The 26,475-nt window shown below is 72.5% G+C and carries 23 protein-coding genes, 1 tRNA gene and 2 pseudogenes; 7 read left to right on the forward strand and 19 right to left on the reverse strand.

Going from position 1 to position 26,475, the window contains the following annotated elements; all coding sequences use genetic code 11:
- Positions 1–157: 157 nt before the first annotated feature.
- The 4 genes from KME66_RS20880 to KME66_RS20895 form a co-directional block, all read right to left on the reverse strand.
- On the reverse strand, positions 158–1,135 hold the full coding sequence (locus KME66_RS20880; RefSeq protein ID WP_032767236.1) for a ribose-phosphate diphosphokinase: 978 nt from the start codon (positions 1,133–1,135) through the stop codon (positions 158–160).
- Positions 1,136–1,255: 120 nt separating this feature from the next.
- Positions 1,256–2,704, reverse strand: coding sequence for a bifunctional UDP-N-acetylglucosamine diphosphorylase/glucosamine-1-phosphate N-acetyltransferase GlmU (gene glmU, locus KME66_RS20885; RefSeq protein WP_216324737.1), 1,449 nt, complete (start codon positions 2,702–2,704; stop codon positions 1,256–1,258).
- 109 nt (positions 2,705–2,813) lie between these two features.
- Positions 2,814–2,884 (reverse strand) — tRNA-Gln (locus tag KME66_RS20890).
- 11 nt (positions 2,885–2,895) lie between these two features.
- Positions 2,896–3,768, reverse strand: a complete 873-nt coding sequence (locus KME66_RS20895; RefSeq protein WP_216324741.1) for a hypothetical protein — start codon at positions 3,766–3,768, stop codon at positions 2,896–2,898.
- A 156-nt stretch (positions 3,769–3,924) separates the two neighbouring features.
- Between KME66_RS20895 and KME66_RS20900 the strand changes: the two genes are divergently transcribed.
- The gene (locus KME66_RS20900) at positions 3,925–5,253 is read left to right on the forward strand and encodes a sensor histidine kinase (RefSeq protein ID WP_216324744.1); all 1,329 of its coding nucleotides are present in this window, start codon (positions 3,925–3,927) and stop codon (positions 5,251–5,253) included.
- Between the two features lie 250 nt (positions 5,254–5,503).
- Here KME66_RS20900 and KME66_RS20905 read toward each other — a convergent pair whose 3' ends face one another.
- Both KME66_RS20905 and KME66_RS20910 read right to left on the reverse strand, forming a co-directional pair.
- A complete protein-coding gene (locus KME66_RS20905) occupies positions 5,504–6,004 on the reverse strand; it encodes an SUKH-3 domain-containing protein (protein ID WP_073225371.1) in 501 nt (166 codons plus the stop codon).
- Positions 6,005–6,014: 10 nt separating this feature from the next.
- A complete protein-coding gene (locus KME66_RS20910; RefSeq protein WP_073225373.1) occupies positions 6,015–6,539 on the reverse strand; it encodes a YwqJ-related putative deaminase in 525 nt (174 codons plus the stop codon).
- Between the two features lie 235 nt (positions 6,540–6,774).
- Between KME66_RS20910 and KME66_RS20915 the strand changes: the two genes are divergently transcribed.
- Complete coding sequence (locus tag KME66_RS20915; RefSeq protein WP_216324747.1) at positions 6,775–7,752, forward strand: SMI1/KNR4 family protein; 978 nt, start codon at positions 6,775–6,777, stop codon at positions 7,750–7,752.
- A gap of 163 nt (positions 7,753–7,915) precedes the next feature.
- Here KME66_RS20915 and KME66_RS34065 read toward each other — a convergent pair whose 3' ends face one another.
- On the reverse strand, positions 7,916–8,122 hold the full coding sequence (locus KME66_RS34065; RefSeq protein WP_253208633.1) for a hypothetical protein: 207 nt from the start codon (positions 8,120–8,122) through the stop codon (positions 7,916–7,918).
- Between KME66_RS34065 and KME66_RS20920 the strand changes: the two are divergent.
- The 3 genes and pseudogenes from KME66_RS20920 (at position 8,058) to KME66_RS20930 (ending at position 12,925) form a co-directional block, all read left to right on the forward strand.
- Positions 8,058–10,357, forward strand: a pseudogene (locus KME66_RS20920) (SUKH-4 family immunity protein). The gene KME66_RS34065 and the pseudogene KME66_RS20920 overlap by 65 nt on opposite strands.
- 244 nt (positions 10,358–10,601) lie before the next feature.
- Complete coding sequence (locus tag KME66_RS20925) at positions 10,602–11,504, forward strand: cellulose-binding protein (protein ID WP_216324750.1); 903 nt, start codon at positions 10,602–10,604, stop codon at positions 11,502–11,504.
- A 434-nt stretch (positions 11,505–11,938) separates the two neighbouring features.
- Entirely contained in the window at positions 11,939–12,925 is a 987-nt protein-coding gene (locus tag KME66_RS20930) for an aldo/keto reductase (RefSeq protein WP_216324753.1), read from the forward strand.
- Positions 12,926–12,929: 4 nt separating this feature from the next.
- On the opposite strand, the gene KME66_RS20940 is transcribed toward KME66_RS20930, so the two are convergent.
- Positions 12,930–14,498 carry a PLP-dependent aminotransferase family protein gene (locus tag KME66_RS20940; protein WP_253208432.1) on the reverse strand — a complete coding sequence of 523 codons (1,569 nt, stop codon included), beginning with the start codon at positions 14,496–14,498 and terminating at the stop codon, positions 12,930–12,932.
- 207 nt (positions 14,499–14,705) lie between these two features.
- Between KME66_RS20940 and KME66_RS20945 the strand changes: the two genes are divergently transcribed.
- On the forward strand, positions 14,706–15,857 hold the full coding sequence (locus tag KME66_RS20945) for a cytochrome P450 (RefSeq protein WP_253208608.1): 1,152 nt from the start codon (positions 14,706–14,708) through the stop codon (positions 15,855–15,857).
- A gap of 112 nt (positions 15,858–15,969) precedes the next feature.
- Here KME66_RS20945 and KME66_RS20950 read toward each other — a convergent pair whose 3' ends face one another.
- From KME66_RS20950 to KME66_RS20980, 7 genes are all read right to left on the reverse strand, one after another.
- Positions 15,970–17,271, reverse strand: a complete 1,302-nt coding sequence (locus KME66_RS20950) for a cytochrome P450 (protein ID WP_216324759.1) — start codon at positions 17,269–17,271, stop codon at positions 15,970–15,972.
- Positions 17,268–17,882 carry an ATP/GTP-binding protein gene (locus tag KME66_RS20955; protein WP_073225391.1) on the reverse strand — a complete coding sequence of 205 codons (615 nt, stop codon included), beginning with the start codon at positions 17,880–17,882 and terminating at the stop codon, positions 17,268–17,270. The genes KME66_RS20950 and KME66_RS20955 overlap by 4 nt, the downstream gene beginning before the upstream one ends.
- Positions 17,863–18,222, reverse strand: a complete 360-nt coding sequence (locus tag KME66_RS20960) for a DUF742 domain-containing protein (RefSeq protein ID WP_073225393.1) — start codon at positions 18,220–18,222, stop codon at positions 17,863–17,865. Before KME66_RS20960 ends, KME66_RS20955 begins: the two co-directional genes overlap by 20 nt.
- On the reverse strand, positions 18,219–18,665 hold the full coding sequence (locus KME66_RS20965; protein ID WP_032767351.1) for a roadblock/LC7 domain-containing protein: 447 nt from the start codon (positions 18,663–18,665) through the stop codon (positions 18,219–18,221). The genes KME66_RS20960 and KME66_RS20965 overlap by 4 nt, the downstream gene beginning before the upstream one ends.
- Positions 18,666–18,779: 114 nt before the next feature.
- Positions 18,780–20,900 (reverse strand): ATP-binding protein, encoded by a 2,121-nt coding sequence (locus KME66_RS20970; RefSeq protein WP_216324762.1) that lies wholly within the window; start codon positions 20,898–20,900, stop codon positions 18,780–18,782.
- A gap of 499 nt (positions 20,901–21,399) precedes the next feature.
- The gene (locus KME66_RS20975; protein ID WP_216324765.1) at positions 21,400–21,519 is read right to left on the reverse strand and encodes a DUF397 domain-containing protein; all 120 of its coding nucleotides are present in this window, start codon (positions 21,517–21,519) and stop codon (positions 21,400–21,402) included.
- Entirely contained in the window at positions 21,482–22,426 is a 945-nt protein-coding gene (locus tag KME66_RS20980) for a helix-turn-helix transcriptional regulator (protein WP_216324768.1), read from the reverse strand. The genes KME66_RS20975 and KME66_RS20980 overlap by 38 nt, the downstream gene beginning before the upstream one ends.
- Positions 22,427–22,563: 137 nt before the next feature.
- On the opposite strand from KME66_RS20980, the gene KME66_RS20985 reads away from it, so the two are divergent.
- The gene (locus tag KME66_RS20985; protein ID WP_216324771.1) at positions 22,564–23,100 is read left to right on the forward strand and encodes an ATP-binding protein; all 537 of its coding nucleotides are present in this window, start codon (positions 22,564–22,566) and stop codon (positions 23,098–23,100) included.
- Between the two features lie 3 nt (positions 23,101–23,103).
- On the opposite strand, the gene KME66_RS20990 is transcribed toward KME66_RS20985, so the two are convergent.
- The 4 genes and pseudogenes from KME66_RS20990 to KME66_RS21005 form a co-directional block, all read right to left on the reverse strand.
- Positions 23,104–23,658 carry an AAA family ATPase gene (locus KME66_RS20990; protein ID WP_216324774.1) on the reverse strand — a complete coding sequence of 185 codons (555 nt, stop codon included), beginning with the start codon at positions 23,656–23,658 and terminating at the stop codon, positions 23,104–23,106.
- Between the two features lie 71 nt (positions 23,659–23,729).
- A complete protein-coding gene (locus tag KME66_RS20995) occupies positions 23,730–24,122 on the reverse strand; it encodes a VOC family protein (protein ID WP_216324778.1) in 393 nt (130 codons plus the stop codon).
- A 107-nt stretch (positions 24,123–24,229) separates the two neighbouring features.
- A pseudogene (locus KME66_RS21000) lies at positions 24,230–24,526 on the reverse strand (ArsR/SmtB family transcription factor); the annotation flags it as partial.
- A 126-nt stretch (positions 24,527–24,652) separates the two neighbouring features.
- Positions 24,653–26,155 carry an MFS transporter gene (locus tag KME66_RS21005; protein WP_253208609.1) on the reverse strand — a complete coding sequence of 501 codons (1,503 nt, stop codon included), beginning with the start codon at positions 26,153–26,155 and terminating at the stop codon, positions 24,653–24,655.
- Positions 26,156–26,475 lie beyond the last annotated feature (320 nt).

Below are 26,475 nucleotides of genomic sequence, written 5' to 3' on the forward strand. Positions count from 1 at the left end.
CCACGACAGGCCTGCTACGAAGAGCGCGTCGATAACGGACCGCCGTACACACGGGTACGGCCTCCCTCGCCGAGCAACTCGCTGAGTCTACCCGGCGGGGAGGCCGCACCCCAAAGTGGATCAACAGGGACCGCTCAGGCGGTCAGCCCTGCCCCTCTCAGCCCTGCTCCTCGAAGAGGCTCGTCACCGAACCGTCCTCGAACACCTCACGCACCGCACGCGCGATCGTCGGAGCGATCGAGAGCACCGTGATCTTGTCCAGCTCCAGCTCGCCCGGCGTCGGCAGCGTGTCCGTGAACACGAACTCGCTCACCTTCGAGTTCTTCAGCCGGTCCGCCGCCGGACCCGACAGCACCCCGTGCGTCGCCGTCACGATGACGTCCTCCGCACCGTGCGCGAACAGGGCCTCCGCGGCGGCGCAGATCGTGCCACCGGTGTCGATCATGTCGTCGACCAGCACACAGACCCGGCCCTCGACGTTGCCGACGACCTCGTGGACGGAGACCTGGTTCGGCACGTCCTTGTCCCGGCGCTTGTGCACGATCGCCAGCGGCGCGTCCAGCCGGTCGCACCAGCGGTCGGCGACCCGGACCCGGCCCGCGTCCGGCGACACGATCGTCAGCTTCGAACGGTCGACCTTCGCGCCCACGTAGTCCGCCAGGATCGGCAGCGCGAACAGGTGGTCCACCGGGCCGTCGAAGAAGCCCTGGATCTGGTCCGTGTGCAGATCGACGGTGAGGATGCGGTCCGCGCCCGCCGTCTTCATCAGATCCGCCACCAGACGGGCCGAGATCGGCTCGCGGCCCTTGTGCTTCTTGTCCTGGCGGGCGTACCCGTAGAACGGCACGATCACCGTGATGGAGCGGGCCGACGCGCGCTTCAGCGCGTCCAGCATGATCAGCTGCTCCATGATCCACTTGTTGATCGGGGCCGTGTGGCTCTGGATCAGGAAGCAGTCCGCACCGCGGGCCGACTCCTGGAACCGCACATAGATCTCACCGTTGGCGAAATCGAAGGCCTTCGTCGGCACGAGACCGACTCCCAGCTGATGGGCGACCTCCTCGGCCAGCTCGGGGTGGGCGCGGCCGGAGAAGAGCATCAGTTTCTTCTCGCCGGTCGTCTTGATCCCGGTCACAGCACAGTCTCCTCAGACATGTATCTGGCGCTGCACGCATAGGTCCCGATGTGCAACGAGCCAGCCGAAATGGGGTGAGCATCTATCACGGTACGCCGTCACCGGCGCACCTGTTTCCGGTCAGCTTTGCCCGTCGGGCTCCCGCGACGACGCCTGAGCGGCCTGCGCGGCGGCGCTGCCCGGACGCTTCCGGGCCACCCAACCCTCGATATTCCGCTGCTGGCCCCGCGCCACGGCCAGCGAACCGGACGGCACGTCCTTCGTGATGACCGATCCGGCGGCGGTGTAGACCCCGTCCCCGACCGTGACCGGTGCCACAAACATATTGTCCGAACCGGTGCGGCAGTGGGAGCCGATCGTCGTGTGGTGCTTGGCCACCCCGTCGTAGTTCACGAAGACGCTCGCCGCGCCGATGTTGGTGTGGTCGCCGATGGTCGCGTCGCCCACGTAGCTCAGGTGCGGGACCTTGGTCCCCTCCCCGATCGTGGCGTTCTTCATCTCCACGTACGTACCGGCCTTGGCCTTGACCCCCAGCCGGGTCCCCGGCCGCAGGTACGCGTACGGGCCGGCCGAGGCCCCGGGCCCGATCTCGGCCGAGTCCGTCACGGTGTTGTCCACCCGGGCCCCGGCCCCCACGACGGTGTCCTTGAGCCGCGAGTTGGGCCCGACCTCGCTGTCCTCGGCCAGATGCGTGGAGCCCAGCAGCTGCGTCCCCGGGTGCACGACCGCATCACGCTCGTACGTCACGGTCGCGTCGATCAGCGTGGACGCCGGGTCCACCACCGTCACCCCCGCGAGCATGGCCCGCTCCAGCAGCCGCTCGTTCAGCAGCCGACGCGCCTCGGCCAGCTGGAGCCGGTTGTTGATGCCGAGGATCTCGCGGTGATCGCCCGCCACCGACGCCCCGACGCGGTGCCCGGCCTCGCGGAGGATGGACAGCACGTCGGTGAGGTACTCCTCGCCCTGGCTGTTGTCGGTGCGCACCTTGCCCAGCGCCTCGCCCAGCAGCCGGCCGTCGAACGCGAACACCCCGGAGTTGATCTCCCGGATCGCCCGCTGCTCGTCGGTGGCGTCCTTGTGCTCGACGATCTCGGTGACCGCGCCGGTGGCGGGGTCGCGCACGATGCGCCCGTAGCCGGTGGAGTCCGGGACCTCGGCGGTCAGGACGGTCACCGCGTTGGCGTCGGCGGTGTGGGTGGCGGCGAGCGCGCCGAGCGTCTCGCCGGAGAGCAGCGGGGTGTCGCCGCACACGACGATCACGGTCCCGTCGACGGCCCCGCCGAGCTCCTCGAGCCCCATGCGGACGGCGTGGCCGGTGCCGTTCTGCTCGGCCTGGAAGGCGGTGCGCACGGGGGCCTCGTCGGCGTTCAGGTGCGCGGTGACCTGTTCGCTGGCGTGCCCGACGACCACGACGAGGTGCTGGGGGTCCAGCTCACGGGCGGCGGCGACGACATGTCCGACGAGCGAGCGCCCGGAGATCTCGTGCAGGACCTTGGGGGTCTTCGACTTCATGCGGGTGCCCTCACCCGCTGCGAGGACGACGACGGCTGCCGGGCTGGTTGCGCTCACGGATGTGCCCTTCGGCTTCGGGTGGTGGTCATCCGCAGGATACCGGGGGTGTTTCGGCGGGAAACGGGGGCGGGCCCCGACCGGTGTGGTCGGGGCCCGCCCCCTTGGGCTCCCGGGGAAGGAATCGAACCCTCATTCAATGGACCAAAACCATTTGTCCTGCCTTTAGACGACCCGGGATGGAGTGCCGCCTATGTCCGATTGCGATGATCGGCTCGTGCTGCAGCCCCTACTATGCCGCACCAGCAGCCTTCGATGCGACGGTACAGATCAGCGCCTTTCAAGACGCGCACCACGAGGCAGCCGCGGTACTCCGCGCCCACGTTCTTCCGAGTGGTTCTGGGGGAGTGCCGCTTGAGCGACGTCTTGCCGAACGCCTCGGGCCCGGCGCCTGTCAGGGCCGCCCAGAACTGCTCGGCTGCCGTGACATCCGCGGTCTCATGGATGTGTACGTGGAAGCGAAGATGGTCGTCGGCCACTCCGAGGAGGCGGAGCCACGCGAGAAAGACCTCGATCATGCCCGGGTCGCTGTTGACGAAGGTGACGCGCTCCTGTGTGCGGTACGGCTTGGACTTGGAGCCCTCCGCCCAGTAGAGGGCGACGCCCAACAGGAAGAGCTCCCGGTCGCTCAGGGTGCCCACCTCCTCTTCGGCTCTCTGTCTCGCCGCCCGGCGCTCGGCGTCGCGCCGCTGGAGGGTCGCCTCCCAGCCGCGCCGCCCGATGGCGGACGACTGCTCGCGGGTGCGTGTGCGCTCCGGCCTCGGCAGGTCCCGCACCCACAGCGAGATCGAGCTCTTCGAGCACCCCAGCTCCACCTGGATCTGGTCGTACGTCATGCCCTGGAGGTGCAGCTCGCGGGCCTTCGCCCGTACGTCGTCCTTGGCGCGGGGGCGCTTCGTCCACTCCGGGGCCGGTTCGCCCCGGAGGAGGCGGTTGAGGAGGTCGTTGTTGTCCACGTGGAGCCGGTCGCGGATCTGGCGGCGGCTCAGTCCTTCTCGGCGCAGTGCCACGGCCCGGGCGCGTAAGCCCTCGAAGTCGGCGTACTTGCTTGTGGTTTCCGTCATACGAGGATCGTCGTCCGGAATGCGAACGTCCGGGTCGAAAGCGTGGTCGATTCGCCATTTCAGGCGATCGGTGTGCGTTTCGTGCATGTTCGAACGCGGAACGTGCTGCTGCCGGTCACCCGAAAAGGAGATGCGTCCGCCCGTAGGCTGGATGCCATGACCGCAACGGGGGCAGACCGGGAGGCGGCGGGATCGACCACCCGCGGCTACTGGTGGTGGGAACGGCGACGGAGTGTCGCCCTGGACGTGGGGCTGGCGCTGGTGTCGGCGCTGGAGTGTGGCCTGGAGGGGGTGGAGTTCGCCCGGAACACCGGGATTCCGGTGCCGGTGGGCGTGGTGTTCGGTCTTCTCGTCGGGTCGGTGCTGCTGGTGCGCCGGCGGTGGCCGATCGCCGTGGTGCTGCTGACGATCGCGCTGACGCCCGCCGAGATGGGCTTCCTGATGGCCCTGGTCGGCCTGTACACGCTGGCCGCCTCCGAGGTGCCGCGCCGGATCACCGTCGTGCTGGCGGGGATGGCGCTGGTGGGCACGTTCATCGTCACGTACGTGCGGCTGCGGCAGAGCGTGGCCGAGCAGACCGACTTCGGACCGGGGGACTGGTATGTCCCCCTGATGTCCGTCTTCATGGCGGTGGGGCTCACGGCCCCGTCCGTACTCCTCGGCCTCTACATAGGAGCCAGGCGCCGTCTGATGGAGAGCCTGCGGGAGCGGGCCGATTCGCTGGAGCGGGAGCTGTCGCTGCTCGCGGACCGGGCCGAGGAGCGGGCCGAGTGGGCGCGCGCGGAGGAGCGGACCCGGATCGCCCGGGAGATGCACGACGTGGTCGCCCACCGGGTGAGCCTGATGGTGGTGCACGCCGCCGCCCTCCAGGCCGTCGCCCCGAAGGATCCGGCGAAGGCGGTGCGCAACGCGGCGCTGGTCGGGGACATGGGCCGGCAGGCGCTGACGGAGCTGCGAGAGATGCTCGGGGTGCTGCGGACGGGGGAGGCGCTGACCGTGTCGCCCGCGGCGGGCGGGGTTCCGCTGGCGTCGGTGCGGCAGGCTGCCGCGGTGGCCGCCGCCTCCGCCGCGACGGAGGACGGGCCCCGGCTGCACGAGCTGGAGGCGCTGGTGGCGCAGTCCCGGCAGGCGGGGATGGTGGTGGAGCTGGCGGTCCACGGCGAGCTGCGGCCGTATCCGCCGGAGGTGGAGCAGACGGCGTACCGGGTGGTGCAGGAGGCGCTGACGAACGTCCACAAGCATGCGGCGGGTGCGAAGACGTGGGTGCGGCTCGCGCATCGCGAGGCCGAGGTGGCGATGCAGGTGGAGAACGGTCCGTCGGACGCGGCCGTGGCGGACGCGGGGCTGCCGAGCGGGGGGAACGGGCTGGTGGGGATGCGGGAGCGGGTGCTGGGGCTGGGCGGTGTGTTCGTCTCCGGTCCCACGGACGCGGGGGGCTTCCGCGTCTCGGCGGTCCTGCCGGTCTCCGGCCCGTCCGGCGACTGAGGGCGGCTCCCCGGTGGTGGGGAGCGGAGGGTCCGCTCCTGTCCGGGGTGGTCGCGGTGCCGGGTTCGTTCCGGTCGTGTCCGGGGTGACGGCGCGGGCTCGGCCCGTTCGTGTTCGACGGGAGGGGACGGGTTCGTTCCGGTCGTGTCCGGGGGGGAGGGGAGGGGTTCGGTCCGGTTTTCTCCGGGGGAGGGGGATGCCGCCGGGCAGTGGGTCCGTCCCCGAACACCTGCCGTCGGCCGGGACGGGATCAGGCCGACGTCAGGCGGGGCGGCTGGGTGCCGGTCACCAGGGTGGACAGGGCCTCGTCGATGTCCTGGCCGAGGAACCAGTCGCCGGTGTGATCGATGCTGTACACCCGCCCCTCCGTGTCGATGGCCAGCACCGCCTGCTCCGCGCCCTCCGCTCCCAGCGGACTGACCTCGGTCTCCAGGGCCCGGCCGAGGTCCCCGAGCGTACGGGCCAGGTGCAGTCCGCTCAGCGGATCGATGCGTACCGCCGGGGGCGCGATGTGCCGGCCGGGCGCGGACGCGGTGATGCGGAGGCCGCCGAACTCCGCCCACGCCTCGACCGCGGCCGGGAAGACGGCGTGCCGGTGGCCGGCCGGGGAGGCGTGGGAGCGCAGGGCGTCGGCCCACTCCTCCGCCTGGCGGATGTCCCAGCGTCCGGGCTGCCAGCCGGCCGCGCGCAGGGCGGCGTCGACGGCGACGGAGAAGCGGGTGGTGGAGGTGTGCTGCTGGCGGTCGTGCATCGGTGGGCGGTCAGCCCTTCTCGGCGGTGGTCGCGGCGCCGGTGGAGGTCAGGTCGACGGGGCGTACGCCGAAGTGGGACAGGAGGGCGGAGCAGGACCGGCAGGGCGGTGCGTAGCTGCCGTGGAGCGGGTCGCCGTCCTCGCGGATGCGCCGGGCGGTGATCCGCGCGTGCTTGAGTGCGCGCCGCGCCTCCCCGTTGGTCAGGGGTTTGCGCTGGGCGCGTTTGGAGCGCCCGGTCTCGGCGGCGGTGAGCTGACGGGAGAGCAGTATCGCCTCGGGGCAGCGGCCGGTGAAGCGTTCGCGCTGGCCGCTGGTGAGCGTGTCGAGGAAGTCCTGGACGAGCGGGTGCAGCACCGGCGGCTGGTCTCCCTTGCCCGCGGTGCAGGTCAGCGTCTCGCCGCGGACCGACAGCGCGGCGGCCACCGCGGGGAGGATCCCGTCGCGGCGGTGGATGAGTCGGGGTGTGCGGCCGGCTTCGGCGCTGCTCCAGCTGAGACGTGGGTCCCCTGATGTGGCGGTTTGTGTGGAATGCATCGTGCTGTCGTCCCTCCCTGCAATCCCCCGAGTTGCGGGGACAGCCTGCCAAATGTGCCAGGTGGTGGGGAAGCTGGGTCGGGGAAACGTGTCTGCGTGTCGCCCGAAGGTGCGAGACTGCCGCCTCACCGTCACGCGCCTGTGACCGTTCGTGACGGTTCCGGCGGGGCGGGATCCCCTGGTGCCCCACCGCTTAGGCTGTGCGGAACACCGGACGCAGCAGGGGGCATCAGCCATGACGACAGGCCGGCTCGGGCAGCAAGCCGCGCCACCGAACGCCGCCTATGCCGGGCAGGTCGTGCGTTTCCCGGACCCGGTCCGGGCGTCCCGGCACCCCGGAGGGGTGCGGATGGACGGGAGCGGGCGCCCCGTCTTCTCCCCGTACGCGCGCGCCGCGGCCGAGATCGCCGATCCGCCTCCGGGCTTCGGTGTCGACGAACTGCGGCTGACCGACTACGTGTCGGCGAACGCGGCGATGGCGGCGAGCGGACACGACCTGTGGGACACGATTCCCGCGGTGGCGACCCCGCACGGCTGGACGTGGCACCACGTGCCGGGCGGCCGGCGGATGGAGCTGGTGCCGGTCGAGGTGAAGGCGCTGCTGCGTCACCACGGCGGTGTCGCGGGTACGGACGTGGACCAGGACCGGCGTGGCACGCGCCCGTTGCAGGAGACCCGTCCGGTGCACTTCCGGCTGCCGAAGGGCGCGGGCTCGGTGACCGAGCAGCAGGTTCAGGGTGTCGAGGAGGACCTCGGCTACCGGCTGCCCGGGGCGTACCGCTCGTTCCTCAAGGCGGCGGGCGGTTCGGCCCCCGTGGGCGCGGCGCTGGACGCGGAACTGGGGCTCCTGGTGGACCAGCCGTTCTTCACGGTGCGTGACGAGGCCGCGATGAACGACCTGGTGTACGTGAACAAGTGTCTGCGGGACCACTTCACCAAGGACTTCCTGGGTGTCGCGTTCGTCCAGGGCGGGATTCTCGCCGTCAAGGTGCGCGGCCGGGACGTCGGTTCGGTGTGGTTCTGCCCGTACGACGACGCCCGGGACCGGGACGGCTGGAGTGTCCAGGAGCGCGTGGAGCGGCTGCTGCTGCCCTGTGGTGCGGACTTCGACGCCTTCCTGGAGCGGCTGGCGGGCAATCCGCCGGAGCTGGAGACCGTGGCGAACCTGATGGTGGACGGCGGCTTCGCGCGCGCCGTCCCGGTGGAGGGGTGAGCGCGATGGTGACGTTCGCGCAGGCGCAGGAGCGGGCGGACGAGTGGGTCAACGGTGACGTGCCCGCGTATCAGCACCGTGAGGTGCGTGTCCGTGAGTTCGATCTGGGTTTCGTGGTGTGGGCCGAGGACCGGCCGGAGGGGCCCGTGTCGGACGGGGGCCGTCAGCGGTTGGTGATCGCCCGGGACAGCGGTGAGGCGACGCTGTGGCCGGGGCTGCCGGTGGGTGAGGTGATCCGGCGGTACGAGGAGGAGTACGGGGCTCCGGCGGGTGCGCCGGCCGCTGCTCCGGAGCCGCCGCAGCGGGTGGATCTGAACCAGACGTCGTTCCTGCTGACGCCGCCGGAGTGGCTCCAGGAGGCGGCGGACAAGCTGGGGATTCCGGATCGGCGTGCGGAGCGGCGGGAGGCGGAGGCGGAGGCGGCTGGGCCGGTCCCGCCGTCGCCGTCGCCTTCGCCTTCGCAGAGCCCGTCCGTGTCTTCTTCTCCCGACCCGTCGTCCTCGTCCCCGCCCTCGACCTCCTCCCCGACTCCGTCTGCGGACCCGTCGGCGTCGGGCCGGACCCCTGTCGCCCCTCCCGCCGCCGCGGACGTGACGCCGCCCCCCGCCGATTCCGCCGGAGGTTCCGCCGCGATGTGGCCCGCCGCCGACGGTGGCGCGGCCTACGAGCCCACGGCTTCCGACGGTGTGCCCGCCGGGGCGACCCCGTGGGCCGGTACGGACACCAACTCCGACTCCGACGACGCGGCGGTTCCGCTCCCCGCGACGGTGTTCGCACCGCCGCTGTCGGGGACGGACGACGAGGGGACCCCGCCGCCGGTCGTCCCGGCGGAGGCGCCCACGGCGCTGATGTCGGGGGGCAGTCAGCTCCCGCGTACGCAGGTGGCGCCGGCGCTCCGGCCGGAGCCGGGTGCGCCGGACGAGGCCGGTGACATCGCCGACGCGGCCACCAGCAAGGCCGTGGTGCCGCCGCGCGGGGCGCGTGGGGGCGGTCCGTCGACTCCGCCGCCGCCCGGTGCCCCGGGGATTCCCGGCAGGCCTCCCGGTGCGACGCCGCCGCCTTCGGAGCCGGGCGCGCCCGGCGCTCCTGCGGGCGGGTACGTCCCGACGCAGCTGGTGTCCCAGCTCGGCCCGCCCGGGGCCACCCCGCCGGGCCCGCCCGGTCCGCCGCCGGGTTCCACCCCGCCGCCCGCTCCCCGGCCCGCCCCCGGCTCCCGGCTCCACGCCGCCTCCGGGCGGCGGGTGCACCACGCCGCGACGATGCTCGCCGACGGGAGCAGCATCGGCGCGGGCGTCCCGGGTGCGCCAAAGCCTCCCGGCCCGCCCGGTCCGCCCGGTGCTCCGCAGCCGCCCGGTCCGCCCGGTGCGCCGGGGCCCCGCAGCCGCCCGGTCCGCCCGGTCCGCCGCCGGGTTCCACGCCGCCTCCGGGGGGCGGGGTGCACCACGCCGAGACGATGTTCGCGGCTCCGGGCCAGGTCGGCCCGCCCGGTCCTCCTGGTCCGCCCGGGGCTCCGGGCGGTTCACCGGCCGGTCCGCCCGGTTCCGTACCGCAGCCGCCGGGTCCGCCCGGCGCGCCGCCCGGCGGGCACACCCCGCCTCCGGCGTACGGCTATCCGCAGCAGCCCGCGGGGCAGCCGACCGTGGGCCCCGGCTACCAGGCCGTGCTGCGGTTCCGGGCTCCGGACGGCAGCGAGCAGCAGCTGATCCGCCGCTCGGCGCCGGGCACCCCGCACCCCGAGTGGCAGATGCTGCACGAGCTGCGGGCGATGAACGTGCCGCCGCAGCAGGTCATCGAGCTCCACACGGAGCTGGAGTCGTGCGAGCTGCCGGGCGGGTACTGCGCGCGGATGATCCGTGAGACCTGGCCGCAGGTGCGGATCACCAGCGTCGCTCCGTACGGTACGGATCACGCCAGCCGTCAGCAGGGCATGCAGCATCTCCTGACGCACCAGGGCGAGCTGCACCAGGTGGCGGACGGACCGGCGCGGCCCGCGCCCGTGCGGGCGCCGCTGCCGCAGATGCCGCCCGCGCCCGCGCTGCCGCCGGAGGCGGTCGCGGAGGAGCTGGCGCAGGCGTTCGGCCCGCAGGGGATTCTCCGGTTCGACCAGCGGGCGGTGTCCCGTCAGGGTGTGCCCGAGATCGTCGCCCGCACCCTGGTGTGGGCGGGACTGCCCGCCGATTTCGGGCCGTTCTTCTGGGCGCAGCCGGGGCAACCGGTGGTGCCGACGCTGGCCGAGCTGGCGACGCAGCGGCAGGTGCAGCCGGCCCCGGACGCGGGCTCGTACCTGGTGATGGGTACGGACTTCGGCCGGGCGATCTGTGTGCAGTACGGGACGGCGAACATCGTGGCCGTCCCGGTCGAGGCGGGGCCCGGCGGGCAGCCGGTGCCGCCGCAGTTCGTGAACACGGGGCTGCCGGAGTTCGTGCGGTCGATGGCGTTGCTGGGCCGGATGTGGCGGCTGCGGTACGGGCTGAACCCGGAGCAGGCGGGCCGCTGGACCGTCGACTTCCAGGCACAGCTGGTGGCGCTGGACGCGGCGGCGCTGGCGTCGCCGGAGAGCTGGTGGTCGGTCCTGCTGGAGCAGATGTGGGACGGCTTGATCTGATCCGGCCCGGTCTGTCGGCCCGTTCCGGCGGTCCGGCGGCACGGTCCGGCCGAGGCGCCCGAACCCCTCACGGGTTCGGGCGCCTCGCTGTGTGCCGGTTCGCCCGGGTCTGTGATGCCGGTCGCTTCCGGCCGGAATGCGGCTGATCGATTCCGACTTCCGGCACCAATTGCCGCATCCTTGACGTATCGCGGTGTGTCGTGGTGCGGCTGAGCATGCCGGTGTCGGAGAGAGGGCTTCAGGGATGAGTGCTGGACCGGTGTCCGCGTTCGACGTCGTCGGTGTCCGGGGGAAGGGGTACCGCCCGGAGCAGGTGGACCGCATGGTGGCCGCCCTGACGGGCGAGCGGGACGGGGCGCTGGCGGAGGCCGCGCGGTTGACCGCCCGGGTGGAGGAGCTGGGCGCCGAGGCGGCCCGGCTGGCGGAGACCGTCGCCGCGCTGCCCGTGCCGGACTACGCCGAGCTGGGGGAGCGGGCGCAGCGCATCCTCGCCCTGGCCGAGAGCGAGGCTCAGAGCCTGGAGGCCGAGGCCGTGGCGGCGGGCCAGGCGGTGCGGGACGAGGCGGAGGAGGCGGGCCGGGCGGCCGGGGACGCGGCGCGCGCGGCGGCCGGGGAGGTGCGTGCGGCGGCGGGCCGGGCGGCGGAGGAGCGGGTGGCCGCGGCGGTCGCGGAGGCGGAAGGGCTGCTGGCGGCGGCCCGGCAGGAGGCCGAGGAGGTGCGGGCGGCCGCCGCTTCGGCGATGGCGGCGACGCGTGACCGTACGGCGAGCGTGCTGGCCCACCAGGAGCAGGAGCACGCGGAGCGCCTCAAGGCGGTCCAGGCCGAACTGGCCGCCGGGGAAGCCGCGTCGGAAGCCCGGCACACGGAGCTGATCGAGCGGGCCGAGGCGCTGCTCACGGAGGCGGGCCGGCACCTCGCCGCCACGCAGGAGGCCGCCCGGCACGGCCAGGAGGACGCGGAGGCGCGGGCGGCGGAGCTGCTGGCCGAGGCCCGGGTCCGGGAGGAGCGGGTGGTCCGCGAGACGGAGCGGATCCTGCGGGAGCACGAGGAGGCCCGCGAGGAGCTCCAGGCGCACATGGCGCACGTCCGCAGTTCGCTGGCCGCGCTGACGGGGCGGGTGGCGCCGGAGGAGGACGAGGGCGCCTGAGTGGCTGGGCACTCGGGCGCCTGGGTGCCCCGGTGACGTGTGGTGCCCGCTGCCCCGGTGACGTGTGGTGCCCCGCTGCCCCGGTGTCGCTTGGTGTCCCGGTGCCCCGCTGCCCCGGCGTCACCTGGTGTCCCGGCGTCACCTGGTGTCCCGGTGTCCCGGTGTCTCGGTGTCCCCGCTGTCCCCGTGACGCCCGTGCTCCCGTGTTTGAGGCGTCGTCCGGTGTTCCCGTCTCGCCTGTGTTCCGCTGTCCCGGCGTTGCCCGGTGCTCAGGTGTCGCCGGGTGCGGGGCGGGGGCGGGTGCGGCGAAGCGGTCCGGTTTTTCGTCGTCGCATTGGCCCGGGATACCGATCCGCTCGCGGCCTACGGTGGTGATCGTTCCTCCCGGAGAACGTCCAGGAGGGCACGACAGCCCCCTTGTTGAGGAGTTCCGCATGCTGCGACGTCGTATCGGAGGGTCCACGGGCCCCCTGGCCAGTGCCCTGGCCCTGGGTACCCTGCCCTTCGGCACCACGGTGGACGAGAAGACGTCCTTCGCCATCCTGGACCGGTTCGTCGAGGCGGGCGGCACTCTCCTCGACACCGCCAACGCCTACGCGTTCTGGGTTCCCGGCGGCACCGGGGACGAGAGCGAGGCGACCATCGGCCGCTGGCTCGCCGACCGGGGCGTGCGCGACGAAGTGCTGATCTCCACCAAGGCGGGGGCGCGGCCCACCGTGCCCGGCACCGGCCTGGAGACGGCCGAGGGGCTGTCGGGGGCGGTCGTCACCAAGGCCGCCGAGGACAGCCTGCGCCGGCTGGGCACGGACCGCATCGACGTGTACTGGGCCCACGTCGAGGACCGGACCGTCCCGCTGGAGGAGACGGTCGGGGCCCTCGACTCCCTCGTCAAGGACGGCAAGGCGACCGTCCTGGGCTGCTCGAACCACGCCACCTGGCGCACCGAGCGGGCGCGCGCCACCGCCCGCGCGGGCGGGATGACGCCCTACACCTGCGTCCAGCAGCGCTACTCCTACCTCCAGCCGCGCTTCGACCTGAGCCTGCCGGAGACCGCGCACGTGCACGTCACACCGGAACTGCTCGACTATCTGCGGGCCGAGTCCGACCTGACGCTGATGGCCTACTCGTCGCTGATCTCGGGCGCGTACACCCGGGAGGACAAGCCGCTGCCGGAGGCGTACGACCACCCGGGCAGCGCACGGCGTCTGGCGGTGCTCGGCGAGGTGGCCGACGAACTGGGGGCGACGCCGAACCAGGTGGTGCTGGCCTGGCTGATGGGCGGTGACCCGCCGGTCATCCCGATCGTGGGCGTCAGCTCGGTCCAGCAGCTGGACGAGGTCCTGGGGGCGGCGGAGCTGCGGCTGCCCGAGGAGCTGCGGGTCCGTCTGGACGCGGCGGATATGCGTCGGGCCGACGACTGATCCCCTACGCGGCCGTCCGTCCGTTCCGTACGCGTTCGACGGCCCGGGCCAGGCGCCGGACGGCTTCCGGTACCGCCTGGTCGGTGAGGTTCCCGTAGCCGATGACGAGGGTCGAGGACGGGACGTCCACCCCGGGGCGGGGGCCGGAGCCCGGATCCGGGTCCGAGCTCCGGTCCGGGACCGGGTTCGGGTCCGAGCTCCGGCCCGGGTCCGAGCTCCGGCCCGGGTCCGGATTCAGGTCCGGGTCCGGGGCCGGGGTCGGCGGTGTCATCCGGTAGTCGTCCAGGCTCGCCAGGCGTACGTCGTCGCGGGCCGCTTCCGCCACCACGGCGCCCGCCGGGCAGCCGTCGGACAGGGGGAGCAGCAGATGGAATCCGGCGGCCGCTCCGCCGACCGCAGCGCCGGGCAGGCGCGTCGCGAGTTCGCGCAGGAGGTGGTCCCGGCGGCGTTTGTAGCGCAGCCGGGAGGCGCGCAGATGCCGGTCGTAGGCGCCGGAGGTGACGAAGCGGGAGAAGGCGTCCTGGTCGATGACGGGGGGCGGGGCGCCTCCGGTGTCCCTGGCGACGAGGGCCCTGGTCCAGCGGCCGGGCGCGGCGGCCCAGCCCAGCCGGACGGCGGGGGAGAGCGTCTTGCTCAGCGAACCGAGCAGGGCGACATGGTCCGGCGCCATGCCCTGGAGGGCTCCCACGGGGTGGCGGTCGTAGCGGAACTCGGCGTCGTAGTCGTCCTCCATGATCAGACCGTCCACCTCCCGGGCCCAGTCCGCCAGTTCCGCGCGGCGGGCGGGCGCGAGGACGACGCCGGTGGGGAACTGGTGCGCCGGGGCCACGATCACCGCCCGCACGGCGCTCGCCCGGCGCAGCAGGTCGACCCGCAGACCCTGTGCGTCCACCGCGATCGGCACCGCGGTCAGGCCCGCCGCCGCCACGGTGAGGCGCAGCTGCGTCCAGCCGGGGTCCTCGACCGCGACGCGGGTGTGCCCGGCGGCCCGCAGGGTCCGGCACAGTCGCAGGACACCGTCCAGCGTGCCCGCGCAGACGACGAGGTGTTCCGCCTCCACTCGGGCTCCGCGCCCGCGCGCGAGATAGGAGGCGAGTTGCCGGCGCAGCCGCGGCAGCCCGGCCGCATCGGGGTAGCCCAGTTCGTCCCAGGTCAGTTCGGTGGTGGCGGCACGGACCATGTCGGCCCAGCGTTTGCGCGGGAACGCGCGCAGGTCGGGGACGCCCGGCAGCAGGTCGAACCGGGGTGTCCAGCGCGACGCGCCCGCGCCCGTGTCCCGGCGCGCGGTGGCGCCGGTGTGCGCCCGCACCCGGGTGGCCGACCCGCTGCGCGCCTCGAAGTGGCCCTCGGCGACGAGTTGGGCGTACGCCTCGGTCACCACCCAGCGGGAGCAGCGCAGATCCGCCGCGAGGACACGGCTCGGGGGCAGGGTGCTGCCCGCGGCGAGCCGTCCGCCGGCGACGGCGGACCGCAGCGCCCGGGTCAGCCGCGCGTGCAGAGGACCGCCGGCGGGATCCTCCAGTTCGAGGAAGGTCCCCCACGCGGGCCCGGTCCGCTCACGGTCATGCGTCACAGCGGGAGATCGTAGCGGGCGCGATGCCGTTCCGGCCCAGGGGATTTCGCGACCCCGTGGCTCTTGCATATATCCGCCGGCACCAGCTGAATGAGTCATGCACCTCGCAGTTCCCGTTCTGCTTGCAAGGGAGTGGTCATGACCGTCCGAGCACCGGACATTCTGTCGCCAGAGTTCGAGAGAGACCCCTATGCGGCGTATCGCCGGATGCGGCAGGAAGCGCCGCTCCTGTGGCACGAGGCCACCAAGAGTTACATCGTCTCGCGTTACGAGGACGTGGAGCGCGTCTTCAAGGACAAGGCCGGTGAGTTCACCACCGAGAACTACGACTGGCAGATCGAGCCCGTGCACGGGCGGACGATTCTCCAGCTCAGCGGGCGTGAGCACGCCGTACGCCGGGCCCTCGTCGCGCCCGCCTTCCGGGGAGCCGACCTGCGGGACAAGTTCTTACCGGTCATCGAGCGCAATTCACGCGAATTGATCGACCGGTTCCGCCACTCCGGTTCCGTCGATCTGGTCGCCGACTACGCCACCCGTTTTCCGGTGAACGTCATTGCCGACATGCTCGGTCTGGACAAGTCCGACTATGAGCGTTTTCACGGCTGGTACACGGCTGTCATCGCCTTTCTCGGTAATCTCTCCGGCGATCAGGATGTGGCGCGGGCCGGTGAGCGTACGCGCGTCGAGTTCGCCGAGTACATGCTGCCGATCATCCGCGCACGGCGGGAGGCGCCGGGGGACGATCTGCTGTCGACGCTGTGCACCGCGGAGGTCGACGGGGTCCGGATGAGCGACGAGGACGTCAAGGCGTTCTGCAGTCTGCTGCTGGCGGCGGGCGGGGAGACCACCGACAAGGCCATCGCCGGCATCTTCGCCAACCTGCTGGCCCATTCCGAGCAGTTGGCGGCGGTGCGCGCGGACCGGAGTCTGATCGACCGCGCCTTCGCGGAGACGCTGCGCTGCACGCCACCGGTGCACATGATCATGCGTCAGGCTGCGGTGGAAGTGGAGTTGAGCGGCGGCACCGTGCCGAAGGGCTCCACGGTGACCTGCCTGATCGGCTCCGCCAACCGCGACGAGGACCGCTACCGGGACCCCGATGCCTTCGACATCTTCCGCGAGGACCTGAGCGCCACGAACGCGTTCTCGGCGGCGGCCGACCATCTCGCCTTCGCACTCGGCCGGCACTTCTGCGTGGGAGCTCTGCTGGCGCGGTCCGAAGTCGAGATCGGGGTGGGCCAGTTGCTGGACGCGATGCCCGATCTGCGCTTGGCCGACGGCTTCGACCCGGTCGAGCACGGTGTCTTCACCCGGGGGCCGAAGAGCCTGCCGGTCCGGTTCACGCCGGTGTCCGGCTGACGCCGGGGCGGCAGGGCCGGCCGGGAAGGTGAGGGGCCGGGGCGGCTTCCGGGACCGACGGACTCCGCTCCCGGAAGCCGCCCCGCCCCGGCCCCTCATCCGCGGTGCCGCGCTACTGCGCCATTGGACTGAACCGGACCGGCAGCGTCGACAGTCCGCGCATCCAGACGGAGGGCCGCCAGCTCAGCTCCTCCGGTTCGACCGCCAGCATCAGGTCCGGCAGTTGTTCCAGCAGCGTCTCCACCGCCGTACGGGCCATCACGTCGGCCAGCAGCGGCGCGGGGTAGGGGCACCGGTGCTCGCCGCTGCTGAACGAGAGGTGCGCGGAGTTCTCGGCCCCGACGTACGACTCCGGCCAGATCTCCGGGTCGGTGTTGGCCGCGGCGATCCCCAGGACCAGGCAGTCGCCCGCCCGGATGTGCCGGCCGCCGAGCTGCGTGTCCCGTACGGCCCACCGGCCGATGAAGTTCTGTGTCGGGGTGTCCAGCCACAGCACCTCGTTGAGCGCCTCGCCGACGCTGAGCCTGCCACCGGACACGTTCACCGCGAAGCGCTCGTCCGTCAGCAGCAGCCGCAGCGTGTTGCAGATCCAGTTGGCGGTGGGCTGCTGGGCGGCGGCGATCACCGAGATCAGGTCCTGGACGATCTCCTCGTCGGTGAGCCCCGCGCCGTGGGTCACCATGCGGGAGGTGACGTCGGGCCCGGGGGCCGCCCGCTTGTCCTCGACGAGCCGGCGCAGCCGGTCGCCGACCCGCCCGTAGGCGGCCACCGGGTCGTCCCCCTCACCGGCGTCGAGCGAGATCCGCAGGTCGTCCACCAACTGCTGGGTGTCCGAGCCCGACACCGGCATCCCGCAGATCTGGACCACGGCCCGCATCGGCAGGGCGTGGACGTAGCTGCTCATCAGTTCCGTCCGGCCGCTCCCGGCGAAGTCCGCGATGAGCCGCTCGGCGATGCGGCGGCAGTCGCGGGCCAGCTCGAACTGGTCGACGCCCTCCAGGGCTTCGGTGATGACGCCGGCCCTGCGCCGGTGCTCGTCGCCCTCCGTGAAGAGCACCGACGGCTGGTAGCCGACGAACGGCAGCAGGGGCCAGTCCGGCGGGATGCTGTCCCACTGGTTCCAGCGGCGCGAGTCCCGGGCGAACAACTCGTCGTGCGTGGTGACGTAGGAGAGTTCGGCGTAACCGAGGACCAGCCAGGCCGGTACGTCGCCGTCCAGCAGGACCGGCGCCACCGCGCCGTGCTCCCGCCGCAGCGAGCGGTAGAGCTCCGTGGGCGTCTGCTGGTAGGAGGCTCCGGACAGCCGGACGGCACCGGGGGCGACCGGGCAGCCGGAGGGGGCCGGGGCGGCGTTCACGTCGAAGGACGGGGACGGGCCGACGGCGATGTCGTGGAAGGGGTCGGAGGTGTTCATGGGGTCGTCTCCCGGGCGATGGCCATGGTGCGCAGATGGTCGACGAGCGTGATCAGGACGTTCTTGCTGGACGCCCGCACCCGGGCGTCGCAGTCGATCATCGGGATGTGCTCGGGCAGGGCCAGGGCCTGACGGATCTCTTCGAGGGGGTGGGCGATGTCGTCGTCGAACCGGTTGACCGCCACCACGAACGGGGTGCCGTGGTGTTCCAGCCGGTCGATCGCGTACCAGGAGTCGTCCATCCGGCGCGTGTCGACGAGGACGACCGCGCCGAGCGTGCCCGAGAACAGCCGGTCCCACAGGAACCAGAAGCGCTCCTGGCCCGGGGCGCCGAACAGGTACAGCACGATCCGCTCGTTGAGGCTGATGCGCCCGAAGTCGAAGGCGACCGTGGTGGTCGTCTTGGCGTCGACGCCGCTCGTCTCGTCGACGCCGACACCGGCCTGGGTCATGACCTCTTCGGTGTTCAGCGGCCGGATCTCGCTCACCGAGCGGACGAGGGTGGTCTTGCCGACGCCGAACCCTCCGACGACGACTATCTTCAGACCGGTCTCGGCCGCGTCGGCCAGCGGCGTGCGCCGGGCGGGCAGCTCACAGCTTCCGGAGACCATGGAGAACCTCCTTCAGCAGTTCGGAGTCGGGGAGTTCGGCGGGTGAGGCGGCCACGCGGGGGTGGCGGGCGGTGATCCGGCCCATGACGTGGAGGTCGTCGAGCAGGATGCGGACCACGGTGACCGGGAGGGCGAGTTCGGCGGCGATCTCGACGACGGCGGTCGGGTGGCTGCACAGTTCGAGGATGCGTGCGTGCTCGGACTGCATGCCGGGGGTCGGCCGGCTCTCGCTGACCACCAGGGTCACCAGGTCGAAGGAGTCCGCGGCGCGGCTGCGTCCGCCGGTGACCGTGTAGAGCCGGTCGGGGGCCCCGGTGTCGACGGGGCGCCGGGGCGTCACGAGGGACTCCCCGGGGCCGTACGTCCCGGAGAAGCGCTCCCCGGTACGGTGCCGCGCGGTGCGGCGCGCAGGTGCTCGCCGATCTGCTCGACCATCTGCGTCATCTGGTTGCCCACGATGCTGGGGTCGGCCTCCTCCGTGGCGACGACGGCCAGATGCGCGCCCTCACCGGCCTCGACGATGAAGAGCAGGCCGCCGTGGAACTCGGTCATCGAGTGCCGTACGCCTCCGGAGCCGTCGCCGAACTCGATCGAGGCTCCCTGGGCCAGCGCCTGCATGCCCGAGCAGATGGCCGCCAGCTGGTCGGCCTGGTCGAGGGTGAGGTGTTCGCTCCAGCAGAGCTTGAGCCCGTCGCGGGACAGGGCCAGGGCGTGCCGCGTTCCGGGGGTCTGCTCCAGCAGCCTCTGCAGGAGCCAGGTGAGGCTGTTGTCCGTTGTCTGCATGATGAGTGACGGGACCGTGGCGCCGGGAACCGGCCGACGGCCCGTACCTCCAATCTCGGATGTTCGGGCGAGCGCGTCCGGTGGCCCCGGACACCCTGTGGATGGCGTTCCTGGCTACGGCGCGGAGGGCGGCGGCGGTACGGTCCCGGCGTCCGGCCGCTCCGCTGCCGCCGCCTCGCCCTGGGGCCGTCGGCCGCGCTGGAAGGCGCCGAACTGCTGGCCCGCGGTGCGGGGCGGGGTGGCCCGGGGTGTGTCGCCCCGCGGGTTGGCCGGGGAGGCGGGAGCGGGCGCCCCGCGGTGCCGGCCGCGCTCGCGCTCCGCCTCGCCCATGGTGCGGCCGGGGGTGCGGACGGGCAGGCCGCCGGGGGTGGAGGCGGGAGCCGCCGGTCGGGGCGCGGGCTGCTCGTGCTCCCGGGGACGGACGACGAAGGGCTCGGCGGCCGGGGCGGGCACGGGGGCCTCCGGGAGGGAGGGCGTCGCGGGTGTGGGTGCCTCCGGGAAGGGCGGTGCGGCGGCGGGGGGCTCCGGGAAGTGCGGTGCGGTGGGTGTGGGCGCGGCGGCGGGGGGCTCCGGGAAGGGCGGTGGCGTGGGAGCGGGTGCGGCGGCAGGGGATTCCGGGAGGAACGGCGCCGCTGGTGCGGGCGTCGTTCCAGGAACGGGCGGGGCCACCGGTCCCGCCGGTTCCTGGAACACGGATTCCGGGGACGCCGGGGCCGGTGGCACGGGTTCCGGCGGGAGCGTGGGAGTGGGAGCGGGAGCGGGCGTGGGCGTGGGTACGGCCGCGGGGACGGGCGCCGGCGACGCGGCTGCGGCGGCTTCCCGGAGGTTCGGGGCGCTCGCATGGTTCTCGCGGGACTCCTGCGCGATCAGATGCCTCGGTAGCAGGACGACCACGCCGGTGCCACCGCGCGAGGACGGCCGGTAGTTGACGCTGATCCGGTGCTTGAGCGCGAGCCGCCCCACCACGGCGAGCCCCAGGCGCGTGCCCTGGAGGGCCGCGAGGTCGGTCGTCCGCCCGGCGACGGAGTCCGCGGCCCGTCGCATCGCCGCGTCGGCCATCTTCAGCCCGCTGTCCTCGATGGTGACGACGATGCCGGTGCCGCGCTCCTCGACGTACACGTGCACCTCGTCGATGGGCGGCGAGAAGTTCGCGGCGTTGTCCATCAGTTCGGCGAGCAGGTGCATGACGCCTTCGGCGGCGAAACCGGAGATGGCGACGTTCGACGAGCAGTGCAGCCGGACGCGCTGATAGGCGGCGATCCGGCCGACCGCGCCCCGCAGGATGCTCTCCATGACGATGGGCCTGTTCCAGGCGCGGCTGGGCCGGCCGCCCATGAGCAGCGCGAGGCGGTCCGTCATCAGGCCGAGCTGCGAGGTGCTGTGGTCCAGCTTCAGCAGATCGCCGAACACCTCTTCGCCGTGACGTTCCTGCATGCTGCGCAGATCGGCGAGCATGCTGACGGACTTCGCCTGGACGCGGCTGAGCGCCTTGGCGGACGCGGTCTGCGCGGCGAGGGCGCGGCGTTCGCTGAGCGCGAGCTCCCGGAGCACCGCCTCGACGGACGCGCGCAGCATCGGCTGTTCCGGGAGGTACACCTCGGCCTGCACCGTGGTGCCGGACTCGCCCTCACGGAGCCGGGCGGCCACCCCCGGCAGCGTCTCGCGGGTGAAGCGTTCCACCTCGGAGGTGAAGGCGTGCAGTTCCTCGCGGAGCCGGGCGTTCTCCCTGCCCAGTTCGTCGTGGATCCGCGTGCCTTCGGTGCGCAGGGCGGCGGTCTGCTGTTCCTGCCCTTCGACCGTGGCCGCGAGCACGTGCAGCAGCTTGCGCTGCCGTGGTCCGCGCGGCAGCGGGACGCGGCCGAGGGCCTCGGCGGCCGGTACTCCGCCGCGTACCAGGCGGAGCAGGGCGGGGAGCGCCACGTCGACCGTGTGGGCCGTGTCCGCTTCGAGTGCGGTCAGCGAGGTCTTGAGCCGTTCGGCCTCCGCGGTCCTGGCCGAGGCGGCGCGCTGCGTCCGCCGGGCGAGGGTGTGCGCGACGGCGAGCGTGACGGCCAGAACCACCCAGGCGGTGAGAACCACCGCCACCGCCCAGCCGCGCGCCCCGGACGGGGCCAGGACCACGGCCACGGCTGCGGCGACGGCGAGTACGGACAGTACGGCCACAAGGGGCGCGGTCGCCGCCCCGGGCGCTTTCGTCGGCCTCCGCCGTTGACTGGCTGGTACGGGTTCTGGCATGGATGCGGTCCCTCAGTTCTACCGAGCAGAAGGTGTGCGGCCGCTCCGAGAAGGTGCAGATCACCTGGCGAACCGGAGAAAAGCGGAAGCAGCCTTTCCTGTCAGGGGTTGACCACATCGTAGACATGCTTGTGCGGCGGTTGATCCGGTCAGCGGCATAGTCCGTGGGCAGAGTGATTTTGTCGGGAAGTAGCCAGCGGAACAGGGATGTTGTGGTATTCGCTTGGCCGTGCGCGGCGTTGACCGGCATCGGACCGGAATGAGCCCCGGGGGAATGGTCGGGGCATATGTACCGCGTCCGTAGGTCGGCCTCGACGTACGCCGCGAAGGGAGGCCGCCCCGGGGCCGAGGAATTCTTTTCGGCCAAAGTGGAAAGCCTCGCCGGATCATATCGGGCGAGGCCGGGGTGGCGGTAAATCCGCTATGGCACCGTTAAATGCTCAGTGACACCAGTAAGCGGAGTGGTGTCGTCACACGTGGGGTGGCGCCGCGCAATGCGTCAGCGGGCGACGAGCCCGGTGAGGAAGGCGCTCCAGGCGGCTGCGGGGACGACGAGGGTGGGTCCGGTGGGGTTCTTGCTGTCACGGACGGGGACGACGCCGGGGAGTCCGTCCGCCACCTGCACGCAGTTGCCGCCCTCCTCGTTGCTGTAGCTGCTGCTGCGCCAGGCGGCGGCGGTCGGATCGGGACGGGATGCTCCCTGCACGGTATTCAACCTCCAGCACGGATCGGATCAGGTCGAGCGACATCAAGGGTGGCAGTGCCATCGCCCTGAGCTGATCGTAGGTCAGATCGAACTGTTCGACCTCGTCCGGCTCCTCGGTCAGCTGGCCGTGGTGCGCCCCTTCCGTGTAGGCGATCTTGGTGCCGTCCGGCATCACCAGCACGGAGAGCGAACCGGCCAGCGCGCCGAGCCCGCCTTGGTCGAACGACAGGACCTGAAGGGTGATGTTGGGCTCCTCCGCCATCCTGAGCAGCTTCTCCAACTGGCCGCGCATCACCGCCGCGCCACCGACCGGCCGCCGGAGCACGGCCTCGTCGAGGACGATCCACAGCTCCGGCCGGTCCGGACCGGTCAGCCTCACCTGGCGGTCGAGCCGGGCTGCGACGCGCTCCTCCAGATGTTCTGCATCACGCAGTGAGTGGCCCATGCTCAGCAGGGCCCGCGCGTACTCCGGTGTTTGCAGCAGACCGGGCACGGCGTGCGAGGAGTACTCGTAAATCACCGTCGCGCGGGCGGAGTACGCGATGAACGCCCGCGACCAGTCCGGGTACGCCTCCCGGTACACGTACGGCCAGAGGTCGATCAGTAACTCGTCCGCCACCAGCTCCTTGTCCAGGACCCGGGTCAGCTCCAGCGTGGGCTTCGCTCCGGTCGCCCGCTCCAGCTGGGCGATCCGGCTGCTGACCACGTGCGCGAGCGCGCCCACTTCGGACTGGGTGAGCCCGGCCGCGACGCGGAGCTTGCGCAGGCGCGATCCGAAGAGGGCGGCCATGGAGGCCTGCGGGTCGATTGCTTTGGCCATGGGGCTACTTCCGATTCTTACGACCTGCGGGGTAAGGCGCTGTCACCTTCCGAGGCTAGGAGGCACGGCCGACTCTTGAGTACGGAACGTCACGGAACCTGCACGTGTGGGTGACGTGAGAGGAGTCGAGTGAACGGATGGTCGGCATGACCGGCAAGGAGACGCCAGCGGCGACGGGGGCCGGCGGACGGGAAGGGGCCCCACCCCTCCCGCACCGCTTCGGGCTGACCTCCAACGGCTACGGGAGCCTGTCGCGGCAGTTCCCCTCGACGCCCCGGGGCGCACGGCTCGCCCGTCGCACGGTGGTGCGGCAGCTGGGGTACTGGGGGTTCGGGCCGATGACGGACGCGTCGTGCTCGGTGGCCCTGGTGGTGGCGGAGCTGGCCGCCAACGCGGTGTGCCACGGGCGGCTGCGGGGGCGGAACTTCCATGTGCGGGTGGACTACGAAGGCCCGGCGAGCCGCTTCCGTATCGAAGTCTCGGACGCCGTGCTCGGCCGGACCCCCGAGGACCCGAAGCTGCCGCCGGACGATCAGGAGTCGGGACGCGGCCTGTTCCTCGTGGAGTGCCTGGCGTCGCGGTGGGGGTGGGAGCCCCGGAACCCGATCGGGAAGATCGTGTGGGCGGAGGTGGCGGCGGATCCACCTGCCGGTGGGGACCGGGTGCCCCGGTGACGATCAGGAGCTGCCGACGGGGCCGGGCCCGGTCCAGCCCGTGGCGTCGGCCACCTCCCGTGCGATGTCGGTGATGAGCCGTCCGTCCGTCGCCACGCGCACGGTGTTGACATGGGCCCGCTCGTCCAGAAGCCGTGCCTTACGGAGACTGGCTTGCAGCTCGTGCTCCAGCTCCGAGCCGAGTTCGCGTCCGGTCAGCCGCTCGTGGGCGGTGGCGTCGGAGGCGGTGAGCAGGACCCGTACGATCCTCACACCTGCCCCCATGGCACGTTCGAACATGCCCGTCGTCTCCGGCAGCACGCTCATGGTGTTCGTGTAGATCAGGCGTCGGTGGCCGAGCCGGGCGTAGTTCGCCCACACGGCGGTCAGATTGCTCTCGGTGATCTTCGCGCGGCGGGGGTCTCCGTCCGGAGCCGGATGGACCTGCCCCATGAAGTCGCCGTCGATGACGGTGTGGGCGACGCTCTCGGCGCGCAGCAGCGCCGAAACCTCCCACCCCACCGTTGTCTTCCCGACCCCGGCTCGTCCGCCGATGAGTAGCACTTCCGCGTGGTCCATGGGGCCAGCGTGGCGGATGGCACCTCCGCCACGCGATCCGAATTCGGCTGCCGCCGCCGGCGGGTGCGTCGTCAGCCGCCGCTCTGCACGATCTGGATCAGGTTGCCGCAGGTGTCGTCCAGGACGGCGGTGGTGACGGGGCCCATCTCCGTCGGCTCCTGGGTGAAGCGGACGCCGAGCTTGCTGAGCCGGTCGAACTCCGCCCGTACGTCGTCCACGGCGAAGGCGGTGGCCGGGATGCCGTCCTCGGCCAGGGCCGTCGTGTACGGCTTCACGGCGGGGTGCTTGTCCGGCTCCAGGAGCAGTTCGGTGCCGTCGGGGTCCTCCGGCGAGACCACGGTCAGCCAGCGGTCCTCGCCGCCGAGCGGGACGTCGTGCTTCTTCGTGAAGCCGAGGACGTCCGTGTAGAAGCGCAGGGCCTTCTCCTGGTCGTCGACGAAGACGCTGGTCAGGTTGATCCTCATGGGGTGTTCTCCTGTGCCTTCCGTGTCTGCGGTGCCTTGGGCGTCTGCTGTGTCCGTGGTGGCTGTCGTGCCGGTGGCTGTGATGGCTGGGGTGGTTGCGGACTCAGTGGTGTCCGCGGCGTCTGTGGTGTCCGCGGTCCGAGCCATCGGCCGACGACGTGCTCCAGGGGGCCGGTGTCGAGGTCGTGGAACTTGTAGCGGCCCTCGCGGCGCGTGATGACCAGCCCCGCCGCCTCCAGCACGGCCAGATGCTGGCTGACCGCCTGCCGGGACAGGCCGAGGCCGTGCTTGGTCGTCAGCCGTCCGCATATCTCGAACAGCGTCTGGCCGTTCCGGTCGGTCAGCTCGTCGAGGATGCGCCGCCGGGTGGGGTCGGCCAGGGCCTTGAAGACATCGTCCGCCATGACTCCACGATAGGCAAGTGGCGACTTGCCTATCAAGCGGAGGTCGCCGGCTCTGGGGTCTGTCGTCAAACTGCCGCCGTCGCCCAGAAGCCGCGCGGCAGGCGGCAGTTTGACGACAGGTCCTGGCTAGGGAGCCGCGTCCTGCCGCCCCTGCACGCCTGTCGTCCCGGCCGCGTCCGTCGCCTCCGTGATGACCGGGAAGCGGCGCGGGGCCAGGGTGATCAGGGCGAGCAGGGCCAGGGCCGCGGCTCCGGCCGCGCCGATGTAGACGTGGTCCACCGCCGCGTCGACCGCCCGGCGCAGGTGATCCGTCGCCGCCGCGGAGAACGCGCCCGGGTCCTCCAGCGCGCGGGTCACCGCGTCCAGGTCGCCGGGGAGCCCGTCCGCCGGGGCGTCGAGGAGGCGGGCGGCCAGGACGCCGTTGGCGACGGCCCCGAAGAGCGCCGCGCCGATGCTCTGGCCCACCTGGCGGCAGAAGAGGACCGACGCCGTCGTCGTACCGCGCTCCGACCAGCCGACCGTCGACTGCACGCCCACGATCAGCGGCAGTTGGAACAGCCCGAGGGCCGCGCCGAGCAGCAGCATGAGCAGGGCCGGATGCCAGGGCTCGCCGGGATAGGGCAGGAGCGGGAAGGCCAGCAGGATCAGCAGCGCCGCGCTCATGCCGGTCATCGCGGTCCGCCGGAAGCCGATGCGGTTGTAGACCCGGTCGGACAGGGCGGCGGACACCGGCCAGCTCAGCGTCATCACCGAGAGCACGAACCCGGCGGCTATCGGGCCGAGCCCCAGCACCGACTGGGCGTACGTGGGCAGGAAGACGGTCGGCGCGACCATCAGCAGCCCCATCGCGCCGAGCGCCAGGTTGACCGAGGCGATGGTGCGCCGCCGCCACACCCAGCCCGGGATGAGCGGCTCCGCCGCCCGTCGCTCGATGACGACGGTGAGCGCGGCCAGCGCCGCGCTCGCCCCGAACAGGCCGAGCGAGGGCGCCGAGAGCCAGGGCCAGGCCACACCGCCCTGCACCAGCGCGGTGAGCAGCAGGCTGCCGGTCGCGAAGACGGCGAGCGCGCCCGCCCAGTCGACCCGGGGCGGGAAGGCGGGCCGGGGGCGGGAGGGCTCGTGGAGGTGGCGGACGACCAGCCAGAGGGCCACGACCCCGACCGGAAGGTTGATCAGGAAGATCCACCGCCAGTCGGCGTACCCGGCGAGCAGCCCGCCGACCACCGGACCGGCGACCGAGGACGTGGCCCATACCGTGGACAACTTCGCCTGGATGCGGGGGCGTTCCTTGAGCGGGTAGAGGTCCGCCGCGATGGTCTGCACCGTGCCTTGGAGTGCGCCGCCACCCAGCCCCTGGACGATCCGGAAGGCGATGAGCGCGGCCATGTTCCAGGCGGCCGCGCAGAGGACCGAGCCGGCCAGGAAGAGGACGATCCCGGCGATCAGGACCGGCTTGCGGCCGAAGGTGTCGGAGAGCTTCCCGTACAGGGGGAGCGTGACGGTGACGGCCAGCAGATAGCCGGAGAACAGCCAGGAGAAGACGGTGAGCCCGCCGAGGTCGCCGACGATCTGGGGGACGGCGGTGGAGACGATGGTGCCGTCGATGGCGGCCAGTGCCATGCCGAGCATGAGCGCCGCCACGACGGGGCGGCGGCCTCCGGGGGCGGTGACGGCGGGCGGCGGAGCCCCGGCCCTGCCGCCGCCCGTGTGCGCGTCGCTCCCGCCGTCCGTGCCGCTCTCGCCGTCCGTGCCGCCCCGGCCCGGGTCGGGCCAGCCGCCGTTCCGGCCCGTGCCGCCCTCGCCGTCCGTGCCGCCCCGGCCCGGGTCGGCCGAGCCGCCGCTCCGGCCCGTGCCGTCCGCGTCCGTGTCGCTCACCGAGGTCCCTTCCCTATGCACCTATCCCCCGTGGCACTGTCTCATCCGGGGAGGCGGAGGGGGAGCCCCTGACC

The sequence above is a fragment of the Streptomyces sp. YPW6 genome, assembly GCF_018866325.1.
Lineage (GTDB): Bacteria > Actinomycetota > Actinomycetes > Streptomycetales > Streptomycetaceae > Streptomyces.

Excerpts from the sequence above, each read along its gene's own strand:
- KME66_RS20895 (WP_216324741.1), bottom strand. The coding sequence starts at position 3,768 with ATGACGGAAACCACAAGCAAGTACGCCGACTTCGAGGGCTTACGCGCC.
- KME66_RS20900 (WP_216324744.1), top strand. The coding sequence starts at position 3,925 with ATGACCGCAACGGGGGCAGACCGGGAGGCGGCGGGATCGACCACCCGC.
- KME66_RS20905 (WP_073225371.1), bottom strand. The coding sequence starts at position 6,004 with ATGCACGACCGCCAGCAGCACACCTCCACCACCCGCTTCTCCGTCGCC.
- KME66_RS20910 (WP_073225373.1), bottom strand. The coding sequence starts at position 6,539 with ATGCATTCCACACAAACCGCCACATCAGGGGACCCACGTCTCAGCTGG.
- KME66_RS20915 (WP_216324747.1), top strand. The coding sequence starts at position 6,775 with ATGACGACAGGCCGGCTCGGGCAGCAAGCCGCGCCACCGAACGCCGCC.
- KME66_RS20925 (WP_216324750.1), top strand. The coding sequence starts at position 10,602 with ATGAGTGCTGGACCGGTGTCCGCGTTCGACGTCGTCGGTGTCCGGGGG.
- KME66_RS20930 (WP_216324753.1), top strand. The coding sequence starts at position 11,939 with ATGCTGCGACGTCGTATCGGAGGGTCCACGGGCCCCCTGGCCAGTGCC.
- KME66_RS20945 (WP_253208608.1), top strand. The coding sequence starts at position 14,706 with ATGCGGCAGGAAGCGCCGCTCCTGTGGCACGAGGCCACCAAGAGTTAC.
- KME66_RS20950 (WP_216324759.1), bottom strand. The coding sequence starts at position 17,271 with ATGAACACCTCCGACCCCTTCCACGACATCGCCGTCGGCCCGTCCCCG.
- KME66_RS20955 (WP_073225391.1), bottom strand. The coding sequence starts at position 17,882 with ATGGTCTCCGGAAGCTGTGAGCTGCCCGCCCGGCGCACGCCGCTGGCC.
- KME66_RS20965 (WP_032767351.1), bottom strand. The coding sequence starts at position 18,665 with ATGCAGACAACGGACAACAGCCTCACCTGGCTCCTGCAGAGGCTGCTG.
- KME66_RS20970 (WP_216324762.1), bottom strand. The coding sequence starts at position 20,900 with ATGCCAGAACCCGTACCAGCCAGTCAACGGCGGAGGCCGACGAAAGCG.
- KME66_RS20980 (WP_216324768.1), bottom strand. The coding sequence starts at position 22,426 with ATGGCCAAAGCAATCGACCCGCAGGCCTCCATGGCCGCCCTCTTCGGA.
- KME66_RS20985 (WP_216324771.1), top strand. The coding sequence starts at position 22,564 with ATGGTCGGCATGACCGGCAAGGAGACGCCAGCGGCGACGGGGGCCGGC.
- KME66_RS20990 (WP_216324774.1), bottom strand. The coding sequence starts at position 23,658 with ATGGACCACGCGGAAGTGCTACTCATCGGCGGACGAGCCGGGGTCGGG.
- KME66_RS20995 (WP_216324778.1), bottom strand. The coding sequence starts at position 24,122 with ATGAGGATCAACCTGACCAGCGTCTTCGTCGACGACCAGGAGAAGGCC.
- KME66_RS21005 (WP_253208609.1), bottom strand. The coding sequence starts at position 26,155 with ATGCTCGGCATGGCACTGGCCGCCATCGACGGCACCATCGTCTCCACC.